Genomic DNA, 13,084 nt, shown 5'->3' on the forward strand with positions numbered 1-13,084 from the left:
GTGGCCTCCGCCGACGAGCCCTTCAGCCAGTACGGCCTGCTCGCCGAGAGCGTGCAGACGCCGGCCGACCGCTCGTGGGTGCTCTTCACGCTGCGCCCCGAGGCGCGCTGGCACGACGGCCGCCCGATCACCCCCGCGGACGTGATCTGGACCTTCCAGACGCTCCTCGACAAGGGCCAGCCCTTCTTCCGCTTCTACTACGGGAGCGTCGACCAGGTCGAGCAGCGCGGCGAGCGGGGCGTCTACTTCCACTTCGCGCCGGGCACGAACCGCGAGCTGCCGCTGATCCTGGGCCAGCTCCCGGTGCTCCCGAAGCACTGGTGGGCGACCCGCAGCTTCGACGCCGTGAGCCTCGAGCCGCCGCTCGGGAGCGGCGCCTACAAGATCGCGAAGTTCGAGGCCGGACGCTTCGTCGAGTACGAGCGGGTGCCCGACTACTGGGGCCGGGACCTGCCCGTGAACCGCGGCCGCGAGAACTTCGACGTGCAGCGCTACGAGTACTTCCGCGACGCTACCGTCGCCCTCGAGGCCTTCAAGGGCGACCAGTACGACTTCCGGCTCGAGAACAGCGCGAAGGACTGGGCGACCGGCTACGACGTGCCGCCCGTGCACGACGGCCGGATCGTGAAGCAGGAGGTTCCGCACGAGCGGCCGGCCGGCATGCAGGGCTTCGCGATGAACCTGCGCCGGCCCGTGTTCCAGGACGCGCGCGTGCGCGAGGCGCTCGCCTTCGCCTTCGACTTCGAGTGGGAGAACCAGACCCTCTTCTACGGCCAGTACACGCGTACGCGTAGCTACTTCGAGAACTCGGAGCTGGCCGCACGCGGGCTCCCCGGGACGGCCGAGCTGGCGCTGCTCGAGCCCTTCCGCGGGAAGATCCCCGAGGAGGTGTTCACGACGGAGTACCAGCCGCCGGCGACGGACGGCTCGGGCAACAACCGCGACAACCTGCGCCGCGCCGCCGAGCTCTTCAAGGCGGCCGGCTGGCAGGTGGCCGGCGGGAAGCTCGTGAAGGACGGCCAGCCGCTGGCCTTCGAGATCCTGCTCCCGAGCGCGCAGTTCGAGCGCGTGGTCCTGCCCTACAAGGCGAACCTCGAGAAGATCGGGGTCACCGCCTCGGTCCGCACCGTCGACACCGCGCAGTACAAGCGCCGGATGGACACCTTCGACTACGACATGACGCTCTCGGTGTTCCCCCAGTCCGACTCGCCCGGCAACGAGCAGCGCGACTTCTGGGGCAGCGAGGCCGCCGGGCGCGAAGGCAGCCGCAACACGATCGGGATCCGGGACCCCGCCGTCGACGCGCTGGTCGAGCAGGTCATCGCGGCACCGGACCGGGCGAGCCTCGTGGCCGCGTGCCGCGCGCTCGATCGCGTGCTCCAGTGGGGCCACTACGTCGTGCCGAACTGGTACATCGCGAGTGACCGGATCGCCTACTGGAACCGCTTCGGGATGCCCTCGCTGGTTCCCAAGAACGGCCTCCAGCTCGACGCCTGGTGGTGGGACGCGGGGAAGGCGGCGGCGCTGGAAGCGAGGCGCTAGCCCGCGCGCATGGGGGCCTACGTCGTCCGCCGCCTCCTGCTCGTGATCCCGACCCTGTTCGCGATCATGCTCGTGAACTTCGCGGTCGTGCAGGTGGTGCCGGGGGGGCCGATCGAGCAGATCCTGGCCCGTCTCGAGGGCACCGCGGTGGGCGCCACCTCACGCGTCTCCGGTGGCGGCGGCGAGCTCGCTCCGGCCGGGCCGGCCGCGCCGGGCGGCGGCGGCCCCTCGCGCTACCGCGGCGCCCAGGGCCTCGACGCCGAGTACATCGCGCGTCTCGAGAAGGAGTTCGGCTTCGACCAGCCGCCCTGGAAGCGCTTCCTCGAGATGATGCGCCGCTACCTCCTCTTCGACTTCGGCAAGAGCTACTTCCGCGACAAGCCGGTGATGGAGCTGGTGCTCGAGCGCATGCCGGTGTCGATCTCGCTGGGCCTGTGGACGACGCTCCTCGTCTACGCGATCTCGATCCCGCTCGGCGTTCGCAAGGCCGTGCGCGACGGCTCGCGCTTCGACGTCTGGACCAGCGGTGTCGTGATCGCCGGCAACGCGATCCCCTCCTTCCTGTTCGCGATCTTCCTGGTCGTGGTCTTCGCCGGCGGGCGCTACCTCGACTGGTTCCCGCTGCGCGGCCTCGTCTCCGAGAACTGGCGCGAGCTCTCCTTCCCGCGCCTGGCCCTCGACTACCTGTGGCACATGGTGCTGCCGGTCACGTCGATGGTGATCGGCGGCTTCGCCTCGCTCACGATCCTGACCAAGAACTCGTTCCTCGACGAGATCCACAAGCAGTACGTGACGACCGCGCGCGCCAAGGGGCTCGGCGAGCGGCAGGTGCTCTACGGGCACGTCTTCCGCAACGCGATGCTGATCGTGGTGGCCGGCTTCCCGGCGGCCCTGATCGGGATCCTCTTCGCGAGCTCGCTCCTGATCGAGGTGATCTTCTCGCTCGAGGGGCTCGGGCTCCTCGGCTTCGAGGCCGCGATCAACCGCGACTACCAGGTGATGTTCGGGACGCTCTACGTCTTCACCCTGATGGGCCTGGTGCTGGGCCTCGTCGCCGACCTCACCTACACCTTCGTGGATCCCCGGATCGACTTCGAAGGGCGCGAGGTCTAGCGCGTGCTCGGCGAGCTCGGGCGCCGCCGCTTCGAGGCCTTCCGCGCGAACCGACGCGCCTGGTGGTCGTTGTGGATCTTCGCGGCCCTGTTCCTGGGCACGCTGCCGGCCGAGCTCGTCGCGAACGACAAGCCGCTGCTCGTCCGCTACGAGGGCCGCTTCTACGTGCCCGTCCTGCGCAGCTACCCGGAGACCACCTTCGGCGGCTTCTTCGAGACCGAGGCGCAGTACCGGGCGCCCGAGGTGCAGGAGCTGATCCGGGCCAAGGGCTGGCTCGTCTGGCCGCCGATCCCGTACTCCTACGACACCCACGTGCGCGACCTCGCGGGCCCCGCGCCCTCGCCGCCGAGCGCGAAGAACTGGCTCGGCACCGACGACCAGGCCCGCGACGTGGTGGCGCGCCTCGTCTACGGCTTCCGGATCTCGGTGCTCTTCGGGGGCATCCTGACCCTCCTCTCGTCGCTGGTCGGGGTCACGGCCGGCGCGGTGCAGGGCTACTTCGGCGGCCGGATCGACCTCTTCTTCCAGCGCTTCATCGAGATCTGGTCGAGCATGCCGACACTCTTCCTGCTGATCATCCTGGCCAGCGTCGTGCAGCCGAGCTTCTGGTGGCTTCTCGGGCTGCTGCTGCTCTTCTCGTGGATGAGCCTGGTGGCGGTGGTGCGCGCCGAGTTCCTGCGCGCGCGCAACTTCGACTACGTGCGCGCGGCCCGCGCGCTCGGCGCGCGCGACCTGACGATCATGTTCCGCCACATCCTGCCCAACGCGATGACCGCCGCGCTCTCCTTCCTGCCGTTCATCCTGTCGGCGGCGATCACCTCGCTGACGGCGCTCGACTTCCTGGGCTTCGGCCTGCCGCCGGGGAGCCCCTCGCTCGGCGAGCTCCTGAACCAGGGCAAGAACAACCTGAACGCCCCCTGGCTCGGGCTCTCGGGCTTCTTCGTGATCGCGATCCTGCTCGCGCTGCTGGTCTTCGTCGGCGAGGGGGTGCGCGACGCCTTCGACCCGCGGCGGACCTTCCGCGCTGCGCCGCCGCCGCCGGAGCCCGGCGCCGTCGCGGAGGCCGCGTGAGTCTCCTCGAGGTGCAGGACCTCGCGGTGCGCTTCGAGGGTGGCGGCAAGCCGGTCGACGCCGTACGCGGCGTCTCGTTCACGGTCGAGCGCGGAGAGACGGTGGCGCTCGTCGGCGAGAGCGGCTCGGGGAAGTCGGTGACGGCGCTCTCCGTGCTCCAGCTCCTGCCCCCGGCCGCGCGCCATCCGGCGGGCCGGATCCGCCTCGACGGCCGCGAGATGATCGGGGCGCCCGAGCCCGTGCTGCGCGAGCTGCGCGGCAACCGCGCCGCCATGATCTTCCAGGAGCCGATGACCTCGCTGAATCCGCTCCACCGGGTAGGGCGCCAGATCGGCGAGATCGTGACCCTGCACCGGAAGGCCTCCGACACCGAGGTGCGGGTACGCGCGGTCGAGCTGCTGTGCCAGGTGGGTCTCGACGAGCCCGAGCGCCGGCTCGAGGCCTACCCGCACGAGCTCTCCGGCGGCCAGCGCCAGCGCGTGATGATCGCGATGGCGCTCGCGAACGAGCCGGACCTGCTGATCGCCGACGAGCCCACCACCGCGCTCGACGTCACGATCCAGGCCCAGATCCTGGCGCTCCTGCGCGAGCTGCGCGCGAGGACGGGGATGGCGCTGCTCCTCATCACGCACGATCTCGCGATCGTGCGCCGGATGGCGGATCGCGTGTGCGTGATGCAGGGCGGCCGGATCGTCGAGCAGGGCCACGCCGAGCGCGTCTTCACGGCTCCCGAGCACCCCTACACGCGACACCTGCTGGCGTCCGAGCCGCGGGGCGCTCCGGCCCCCGTGGCGCCCGATGCGCCGACGGTGCTCGAGGCGCGGGACCTGCGGGTCTGGTTCCCGATCCGGCGCGGAGTCCTGCGCCGGGTGACCGGCCACGTGAAGGCGGTGGACGGCGTCTCGCTCGCGGTCCGGGCGGGCGAGACGGTGGGCATCGTCGGCGAGAGCGGCAGCGGCAAGACGACGCTCGCCTTCGGGCTCCTGCGCCTCGAGCGCAGCGAGGGCTCGATCCGCTTCCACGGCCGTGAGCTCCAGGGCCTGCCCTGGGCCGCGACGCGGCCGCTGCGCCGCGCGATGCAGATCGTGTTCCAGGATCCCTTCGCCAGCCTCTCGCCGCGCCTGCCGGTCGGGCGCATCGTCGGCGAGGGGCTCGAGATCCACGGCATGGGCTCCCCGGCCGAGCGCGAGCGGCGCGTGATCGAGGTGCTCGAAGAGGTCGGCCTCGACCCCGCGAGCCGCCATCGCTACCCGCACGAGTTCTCGGGCGGCCAGCGCCAGCGCATCTCGATCGCGCGCGCGCTGGTGCTGCGACCCGAGCTGGTCGTCCTCGACGAGCCCACCTCGGCGCTCGACGTGTCGGTGCAGGCGCAGATCGTCGAGCTGCTCCGCGAGCTCCAGCGCCGCCACCGGCTCGCCTACCTCTTCATCAGCCACGATCTGCGCGTCGTGCGCGCGATGAGCCACCAGATCCTCGTCCTGCGCGGCGGCCGCGTGGTCGAGCAGGGTGCGGCGGAGGTGCTCTTCGCGGCTCCCCGCGAGCCCTACACCCGGGCGCTCCTGGCGGCGGCGATCGACCTCGAGGCGGCGCCGGCGGGGGCGGTGGCGACCTGAGGCCTTCGGGTGCACGATCGAAGGGGGAGGACCGATGACCCGAACCATCCTGCGCGCCCTGGGTCTCCTGCTCTCGTTGCTCGTGCTCGCGGCGGTCGTCCTGACCCTGCGCGCGCTGCGCCTGCCCTCGCGCCAGGTCTCGGTGCCGCCGGCACCCGCGCGCGCGGTCGACGCCGAGCGGGTGGCCGCGCACCTGGCCGAGGCGATCCGGATCCCGACGGTCATCACCTCACCCGACCCCGCAGAGCTCGAGGCCGAGCCCTTCCGCGCCTTCTCGGCCTGGCTTGCGGCGACCTACCCGCGCCTGCACGGGGCACTCGCGCTCGAGCGCGTCTCCGGCCACTCGCTCCTCTACACCTGGCAGGGGAGCGACCCCGCGCTCGCGCCGCTGCTCCTGCTCGCGCACCAGGACGTCGTGCCCGCTGGCAATCCCGAGCGCTGGACGCATCCGCCCTTCTCGGGCGCGATCGCCGAAGGCCAGGTGTGGGGGCGCGGCGCGATCGACGACAAGGGGGCGCTCGTCACGATCTGCGAGGCGGTCGAGGCGCTGCTCGCCGAGGGCTACGAGCCGCGCCGCACCGTGATCCTGGCGTTCGGCCACGACGAGGAGGTGGGCGGGCCGAGCGGCGCGGTGAAGATGGCCGAGCGCCTCGCCGCGCGCGGCGTGCGCCCGGCGCTCGTCCTCGACGAGGGCTACGTGCTGCTCGAGCCCGGTACGGTGCCGGGCTTCGACGGCCCGGTGGCTCCGATCGGTGTCGCCGAGAAGGGCTATGCGACGCTCGCGGTGGTGGCGCGTGCGGCCGGCGGCCACTCCTCGACGCCGCCGCGGCGGACGGCGACCGGCGCGCTGGCGCGTGCGATCACGCAGCTCGAGGAGCACCCGTTCCCGATCTCGGTGGGCGGCGTCACGGGCTCGTTCTTCGCGTGGCTCGCCCCCGAGCTGCCGCTCCCCGGCCGGGTCGCGCTCGCGAACGCCGACCTGCTGGCGCCGCTCCTGTCGGAGGCCGTCCGCCGCGAGCCCGGCGTGAACGCGCTCCTGCGCACGACCACCGCGGTCACGATGCTCTCCGGCTCGCCGAAGGAGAACGTCCTGCCGGTCGAGGCGCGCGCGCTCGTGAACTTCCGCATCCTGCCCGGCGAGACGGGTGAGAGCGTGCTCGCACGCGTCCGCGAGACGGTCGCGGCGCCCGACGTCGAAGCGCGCTTCGAGGGCGAGCACCGCGATCCGAGCCCGGTGTCCCCGAGCGACGGTCCTGCTTTCACGCTGCTCCAGCGCACGATCGGGGAGCTCTTCCCCGGCGCCGTCGTGGCGCCCGCGCTGGTCGTGGGCGGGACCGACGCGAGGAGCTACCACGTCGTCGCCGACGCCGTCTACCGCTTCGGCCCCTTCCGCTTCGGCCCCGCCGACATCAAGCTCCCCCACGGCATCGACGAACGGATCGCCATCGACAACCTCGGCACCGCCGTCCGCTTCTACGCCCGCCTGATCGAGAACGCCAGCCTCTGAGGGGGACAGACCCGGCGATCCGGCGATTCTCTGGACGCTTCCGCCCTCGGCTCGGCTCCTCGTAGAATCGCCGGATCGCCGGGTCTGTCCCCCTCAGGCGAGCCAGAGGAGGCCGATGCCGCAGGCGAGGCCGGCGAGGAAGGCGAGGGAGCGGAGGACGTCGAGGTTCGCGAGGTAGGCGATGGGGTGCACGATGCGGGTGGCGAGGAAGCCGAGCGAGAGGTTGGCGGCCGTGGCGCCGCGCGCGGCCTCGGGGTTGGCGAGGTGGAGCACGACCACCGCCGCCGTGAAGAAGCCGAGCGCCTCCCAGGCGTTGGCCTGGGCGGCGTAGGCACGCGCGCCGGCACCCTCGAGCTTCATGGCCTGCAGGCGCGGGTGCTTGTTGTCGATCCCACCGAGCTGACGCATGCGGAAGTAGCCGCCCGAGAAGGAGAGCACGTAGGGCAGCAGGGCGACGATCACGAGGCACCAGAGCGGGGTCGTCACGAACGATCTCCTTCGAGGCGGGTGCGAAGCACGATACACCGTTCAGGCGCAGTCGATCAGCACCTTGAGCGCGCCCGGCCGGGCCGCGTGCTCCAGGGCGAGCGCCCCGTGAGCGAGGGGAATCCGCTCCGACACCAGCGGGTCCACGTCCACGCGGCCGGCCGCGAGCGCCGCGAGAGCGGGCGGGAAGGGGCCGCAACGCGAGCCGACCACGCTGATCTCGTGGATCACGAGCGGCGCCAGGTCGAGCGGCTCGCGGGCGGCGACGGTGCTCTTCAGCACCAGTGTGCCGCGCGGCTCGGTGAGCTCGACCGCGCGCCGGAAGCCCGAGAGGGTCCCGGTGGCCTCGACCACGATCGGAGCCCGCTCGCCGTGGAACTCGGGGCCCGGGAAGGTCTCGATGCCGCGCGCCGCCAGCACCGCGAGCTTCCCGCGATGGCGCCCGATCGCGGTGACGCGTGCGCCGGCGTCGTGCAGCACCTGCGCGATCAGGAGGCCGAGCTTGCCGTCGCCGAGGACCAGCGCGCGCGCGCCGGCCGGCACCTCCACCTGCGCCAGCACCTCGAAGGCCGCCGCCAGCGGCTCGACGAAGACGGCACGCTCGTCGGGGACGCCGTCGGGCACGCGGTGCAGGTTCTCGACCGGCACCCGCACGGCCTCGGCGAAGGCGCCGTCGGCCTCGTGGATACCCATGACGCGGCGCTGCGGGCAGTGGCGGCGCAGGCCCCTCGCGCAGGTGGGGCAGCGCCCGCACGCGAAGTTGATCTCGCCGACCACGCGCTGGTCGCGCCACTCGGCGGGCCCGTCGAGGACGCGGCCCACGAACTCGTGGCCCAGCACGCCGCGAAAGGCCATGTAGCCGCGCACCAGCTCGAGGTCGGTGCGGCAGACGCCGGCGAGCGACACCCGCACCAGCGCCTCGTCGGGGGAGGGCTTGGGGTCGGGCCGCTCGACCAACGCGGCGCGCTGGCCGTCGAACGCGAGCGCGCGCATGCCTTCCCTCCCCCTAGCCCGGCCAGCCGGCTCCCGGCACCTCCACCTCGATCGCCTCGATCCGACCCTGGCGGTCACCGGTCTCGGCGGGATCGTGCGCCCGGGCCGTGCAGACGAAGAGGGTGCGTCGCTCCGGTCCGCCCAGCATGCACGCGATCGCGGAGCGGTCGACGGCGATGCGCTCCGCCACGGCCCCGCCCTCGCGCACGCGCAGGACCTCGTTGCTCACCGGCGACGCCACCCAGATCGCGCCCTCCGCGTCGAGGCAGATCCCGTCGGGCACGGCCTTCTCGAGCGGTGCCCACACGCGCCGGTTCGAGAGCCGCCCGTCGCCGGCGACGTCGAAGGCCGTGAGCCGCGCGCCGAAGCTCTCGCCGACGATCAGGGTGCGGCCGTCGGGCGTGATCACGGTGCCGTTCGGGAACTGCAGGTCCGAGGCGGCGATCTCGGCGTGCCCGCCGGGATGCACGAGGACCAGGTTCGCGGGAGCGGGCTTCGCTCCACCGTGCAGGTCGAAGCCGAAGTTCCCGACGTAGGCGCGGCCGCCCCCGTCGACGACCATGTCGTTGCAGTGGAAGCTCGCGAAGGGCGCGAGATCGGCGACCCGGGCGAGACCGCGAGCCTCGAGCCGCAGCAGGCGGCGGTCCTTCATCGAGACGACCAGCAGCCGGCCCTCGGGATCCCAGCCGAGCCCCGACGGCTGGTTCGGCACCGCGACGATCGTCTCCACGCGACCCGCGAGGTCCACCGCGAGCACGACGCCGGCGTGCATGTCCGAGAGCCACAGCCGGTCTCCGCGCCAGCGCGGGCCTTCCGGGAAGCGCAGGCCGTCGAGCAGGACGCGGGACGCGCGGGGCATCGCGGTAGGATCCCCCCGCTCGCGCCGGCGCGCCAGCACCGCTCGGCCAGGCTTGGGCCGACATCGGGAGGCGACCGTGGACCTCGTGATCTGCCTGCTCTTCGTCGCCTACCTCTTCCCCTTCGCGGTGGCCGCGCGCTACGAGCACGAACGCCTCGGGCGGATCCTGGTCGCCAACCTCGTGTTCGGTGGGACGGCGATCGGCTGGCTCGCCGTGCTGGGCTGGGCGCGCACCCGGCGGTGCGGCCGCCCGAGCCGGTCATGCACGGCCACCTGCGGCGCCCTGCCGCCCCAGGTCACCGCCTGCACGCCCGCGCCCCCGCCCGGCACCACCGGTCCCGTCACCTGGTCCTTCAGCGGCGCGCTCGCTCCGGGCGCCAGCGGCACGGTCACCTACTCGGTCACGATCGTCCCGCCCTGAGGCCGGCGCCCGGGCCTCGCGCCCCGTCAGGACGCGAGCGGGAAGGGCTCGATCGGGGCCTCGCAGCGCGCCTCGCCGGCGTCGACGGCAGCGAGCGCCCGGCCGAGCGTCGCCGGATCGCGCAGCACGCGCTCGATCAGGAGCGCGAGGTCCGCCCGCCGGAGGAAGCCGTGGATCCGGGGGTCGCTGCTGAGGAGGCCCTGCCCGGTCGGCTCGCCGTCGCGGAGTCCACCCGGTCGCAGGATCGTGTAGGGCAGGGCGCTGCCGCGGAGGTGCTCCTCGGCGCGCGTCTTGGCGTCGACCACCGCGCCGAAGGCCGCCCGCGCCCGCTCGGATCGATACGCGGCCATCTCGCCGCAGCCGATCGCGGTCACGAGCACGAATCGTTCCGGGCGCGCGGCGAGCGCCTGGTCGATCACGATCCGGTTGCCGGCCTCGTCGACGGCGCGCGCGCCGCCGCCCCGGCTGCCGAGGGTGGAGACGACCGCCGCCCCGGCGGGCGTGAGCGCGAAGGCACGCCCCACGTCCTCCGCCGCGAGCGCGTCGCCGCGCACGATGCGGACGCCGAGGGCGTCGAGCGCGGCGGCGTCCGAGCCCGGCCGGACCAGCGCCGTGACGCCCACGCCCTGCGCGCGCAGCCGCCGCGCGAGCTCGAGGCCGGCGCCGCGGCTCGCGCCGAAGACGAGGACGGAGCGCCCGCTCATGCGGGCGCCCGTGCGGCGAGCCGGCGCTCGAGGGCGTCGAAGCGCGCGAGCTGGTCCGCGCACAGCTCGCCCGCGTCGTCGCGCCCGACGAAGAGCTTGAACATCGCGCCGCCCGCGGCGTTGAAGAACTGGATCGAAGCGGTCTGCTTGCCCATGAAGGGCCGGCGCAGGAAGACGATCGAGCGGCAGCGCTCCGCCCGCAGGTGGCCCGAGAGCGCCCCCGCGCCCTGCAGGTTGAAGAACCCGTGGCCGAGCGTGCCGGCGGGAAGCGGGCCCGAGAACTCGAAGACGCCGTCCTCGGTGTGCACGATCAGCCGGACCGGGCCCCACGCAGCCACCTCGGCCATGACCTCGCAGAAGTGCTCGCCGCCGGCCTCGCTCCAGAGCTCCTCCGGCAGGCAGCCGATCACGGTGCGCAGCGAGACGCCGTGCTCCGCCGCCACGCTCTCGAGGACCCCGCCCACCCGGCTCGCGAGCCTCGCGCGCAGTGCCTCGAGGGCGCTGCCGTTCGTCCCGGTCTGGATCTCGCTCATGTCGTCGTCCTCCTGGGTTCGTCGGGATGCAAGACGTCGCGCAGGCCGCGCGCGAGGTTCGGCGCCCAGAAGCGGCCCGCCACCGTGAGGCGGAGGCGCGGGCCGGCGCCTTCGAGGAGACCCGCGCGCTGCCACTGGCCGACGAGCGCGCCGGCGCGCTCCCGCGCGTCCGGCCCGAGCGTGGCGAGGTCGAGTCGCCCCACCTCGAGCTGCGCCGCGAGGTGCTGCTGGAGGCGCTCGTCGGCGTCCGGCTCGCGGATCGCGCGCAGGGGCTTGCGGCCCGCCCGCACGAGCGCGGCGTAGGCCTCGAGCTCCGCCGCCAGCGCGTAGGAGTGCTCGGCGAGGGAGCCGCCGGCGCCGGCGCCGTAGCCGAGGCAGTCGGCGCCCTGCTTGATCAGCAGGTTGTAGAGGTTCCGCTCGCGCGTGGCGCGCGCCCAGTGGCTGTTGCTGATCTGGCGCCAGCCCGCGTCCTCGAGCACGCGCGCGCCCTCGCGGTACAGCGCGCCCTGCTCGGGGAGCGGCAGGGCGGGGCCCGACTTTCCGGCCGCGATGGCGCCGGCGAGCGGCGTCGCCGGATAGACGTTCAGCGGGTAGAGGTCGACCCCGTCGAGCTCGAGGTCGATGCAGGCCCGCAGGTCGTCCTGCCAGGTGTCCGGCGTCTGGCCCGGGAGCCCGATCAGGAGATCGGCGACGATGGCGGCGCGGTCGCGGTCGACGAGCTCGGCGAGGAAGCGCAGCAGCTCGTCGCGCGAGGCGCGGCGCCCCTGGCTTCGGCGCACCGCGGTGTCGAAGCTCTGGACCCCGATCGAGAAGCGGTTGGCGCCGGCCTCCAGGCACGCGTCGACCTTCTCGGCGTCGAAGCCGAGCCAGCGGCCCTCGACCGTGATCTCGCAGTCCGGCGCGAGTGGCAGGGCGCCGCGCAGGGCGCGAAGCAGGTGGTGGAGCTCGCCGGCCGGCAGGGCGCTCGGCGTGCCGCCGCCCAGGTAGAGCGCGTGCACCGGCGCCCGGGCGACGCCGGCCGCGGCGCGCTCGCGCTCGAGCTCCTCGATCACGAGCGACGCGTACCCCGCGATCCTCGCCGGCTGGGCCGGACCCCGGTAGAAGCCGCAGAAGAGGCAATGGTTCGCGCAGAAGGGGACGTTCACGTAGGCGACGCGCTTGCCGCGCGGCGCGGGCGTGCCGATCAGGCGCTGCCACGCCTCCTCGAGGGCGTCCGCCGGCACCGGGCGCTGCCCCCGCCACGGCACGAGCGGGGCGCGTCGCGCGAAGGCGTCCCGGATCGGATCGCCGCCGAGCCGCGCGTGGTGGTCGCCGAGCCTGCCTGTCTGCATCGCCAGCCCGCCCCTCGTCGGGTCATCACGCAGCTGGCGGGTGGCTGGCTCGCGCGTAACGGCGGGCAGGATGGGCGCGGCGGCGGCGTCGCGACATGACGGAGATCATGTCGCCGGGCGGACTCCGCCCCCAGTCAGCCGAGGGTCCGGCGCACCATGAGCCGCTCGTAGGCTCCGGGCCAGAGCGTGGCCAGCCAGAAGGAGGCCCGCGCCTCCCGGCCGACCCAGACCGTCCGCCGGCCCGCCGTGACGCCGCGGAAGATGACCTCGGCGGCGGCCTCGGGGCCGAGCTCGCGGCCCACGCCCGTGCGGGCCCCGGCGCCGGCCGGGCGGCCGTCGGCGCCGAGCGCCCGCGCGCCGATGTCGGTGCGCACGAACGAGGGGCGGACCAGCGTCACGCCGAGCCCGTCGGCCGCGTGCTCGGTGCGCAGCGTCGCGAAGAAGCCCTCGAGCGCGTGCTTGCTCGCCACGTAGCCGCTGCGGGTCGCGAGCGGCGCGAAGCCGGCCACGCTCGAGAGCGCCACCACCCGGCCGCGCCGGGCGAGCAGCGAAGGCAGCGCGGCCTTCGTGCAGTGGACGGCTCCGAAGAAGTTCACCTCGACGACGCGCCGCAGCACCTCGACCGCGGTCTCGCGGACACGGCCCACGTGGGTGATCCCGGCGTTGTTCACGAGCAGGTCGATGCCGCCGAAGGCGGTGAGCACGCGATCGATCGCCGTAGTGCACTCGTCGGGAACGGTCACGTCGCAGCGGAGCGCGAGGCTCCGGGCGCCGGCGCGGCCGAGCTCGTCGGCGGTGGCGGCGGCGGCCTCGGCATCGAGGTCGAGCACGGCCACGGCGTAGTCCGCCTGCGCGAAGCGCTTCGCCAGCGCCGCGCCGATGCCGTGCCCGGCGCCCGTCACCACCATCTG

The 13,084-nt window shown here is 73.7% G+C and carries 13 protein-coding genes; 6 read left to right on the forward strand and 7 right to left on the reverse strand.

What is annotated here, in order from left to right:
• The 5 genes from OZ948_03950 to OZ948_03970 form a co-directional block, all read left to right on the forward strand.
• Nucleotides 1-1,542 (forward strand): extracellular solute-binding protein (locus OZ948_03950; GenBank protein MEB2343875.1); only part of this gene is annotated, 1,542 nt, incomplete at its 5' end.
• Between the two features lie 9 nt (nucleotides 1,543-1,551).
• Nucleotides 1,552-2,655, forward strand: a complete 1,104-nt coding sequence (locus OZ948_03955; protein ID MEB2343876.1) for a microcin C ABC transporter permease YejB — start codon at nucleotides 1,552-1,554, stop codon at nucleotides 2,653-2,655.
• Nucleotides 2,656-2,658: 3 nt separating this feature from the next.
• The gene (locus OZ948_03960; protein MEB2343877.1) at nucleotides 2,659-3,726 is read left to right on the forward strand and encodes an ABC transporter permease; all 1,068 of its coding nucleotides are present in this window, start codon (nucleotides 2,659-2,661) and stop codon (nucleotides 3,724-3,726) included.
• Nucleotides 3,723-5,339, forward strand: coding sequence for an ABC transporter ATP-binding protein (locus tag OZ948_03965; GenBank protein MEB2343878.1), 1,617 nt, complete (start codon nucleotides 3,723-3,725; stop codon nucleotides 5,337-5,339). Before OZ948_03960 ends, OZ948_03965 begins: the two co-directional genes overlap by 4 nt.
• Nucleotides 5,340-5,373: 34 nt before the next feature.
• A complete protein-coding gene (locus tag OZ948_03970; GenBank protein MEB2343879.1) occupies nucleotides 5,374-6,846 on the forward strand; it encodes a M20 family peptidase in 1,473 nt (490 codons plus the stop codon).
• 93 nt (nucleotides 6,847-6,939) lie between these two features.
• On the opposite strand, the gene OZ948_03975 is transcribed toward OZ948_03970, so the two are convergent.
• From OZ948_03975 to OZ948_03985, 3 genes are read right to left on the reverse strand one after another with little or no spacing between them, the layout of a single operon-like run.
• Complete coding sequence (locus tag OZ948_03975) at nucleotides 6,940-7,332, reverse strand: MAPEG family protein (protein MEB2343880.1); 393 nt, start codon at nucleotides 7,330-7,332, stop codon at nucleotides 6,940-6,942.
• Between the two features lie 42 nt (nucleotides 7,333-7,374).
• A complete protein-coding gene (locus tag OZ948_03980) occupies nucleotides 7,375-8,325 on the reverse strand; it encodes an alcohol dehydrogenase catalytic domain-containing protein (protein MEB2343881.1) in 951 nt (316 codons plus the stop codon).
• A 13-nt stretch (nucleotides 8,326-8,338) separates the two neighbouring features.
• On the reverse strand, nucleotides 8,339-9,184 hold the full coding sequence (locus tag OZ948_03985; GenBank protein ID MEB2343882.1) for an SMP-30/gluconolactonase/LRE family protein: 846 nt from the start codon (nucleotides 9,182-9,184) through the stop codon (nucleotides 8,339-8,341).
• 76 nt (nucleotides 9,185-9,260) lie between these two features.
• On the opposite strand from OZ948_03985, the gene OZ948_03990 reads away from it, so the two are divergent.
• Nucleotides 9,261-9,605, forward strand: a complete 345-nt coding sequence (locus OZ948_03990) for a superinfection immunity protein (GenBank protein MEB2343883.1) — start codon at nucleotides 9,261-9,263, stop codon at nucleotides 9,603-9,605.
• 26 nt (nucleotides 9,606-9,631) lie between these two features.
• On the opposite strand, the gene OZ948_03995 is transcribed toward OZ948_03990, so the two are convergent.
• From OZ948_03995 to OZ948_04010, 4 genes are all read right to left on the reverse strand, one after another.
• Nucleotides 9,632-10,309, reverse strand: coding sequence for an SDR family oxidoreductase (locus OZ948_03995; GenBank protein ID MEB2343884.1), 678 nt, complete (start codon nucleotides 10,307-10,309; stop codon nucleotides 9,632-9,634).
• The gene (gene hutX / locus OZ948_04000) at nucleotides 10,306-10,842 is read right to left on the reverse strand and encodes a heme utilization cystosolic carrier protein HutX (GenBank protein ID MEB2343885.1); all 537 of its coding nucleotides are present in this window, start codon (nucleotides 10,840-10,842) and stop codon (nucleotides 10,306-10,308) included. The genes OZ948_03995 and hutX overlap by 4 nt, the downstream gene beginning before the upstream one ends.
• Entirely contained in the window at nucleotides 10,839-12,173 is a 1,335-nt protein-coding gene (hutW, locus tag OZ948_04005) for a heme anaerobic degradation radical SAM methyltransferase ChuW/HutW (protein ID MEB2343886.1), read from the reverse strand. The genes hutX and hutW overlap by 4 nt, the downstream gene beginning before the upstream one ends.
• A gap of 134 nt (nucleotides 12,174-12,307) precedes the next feature.
• On the reverse strand, nucleotides 12,308-13,081 hold the full coding sequence (locus tag OZ948_04010; protein ID MEB2343887.1) for an SDR family oxidoreductase: 774 nt from the start codon (nucleotides 13,079-13,081) through the stop codon (nucleotides 12,308-12,310).
• Nucleotides 13,082-13,084: the final 3 nt, after the last annotated feature.

Source organism: Deltaproteobacteria bacterium, from assembly GCA_035063765.1.
Lineage (GTDB): Bacteria > Myxococcota_A > UBA9160 > UBA9160 > PR03 > CAADGG01.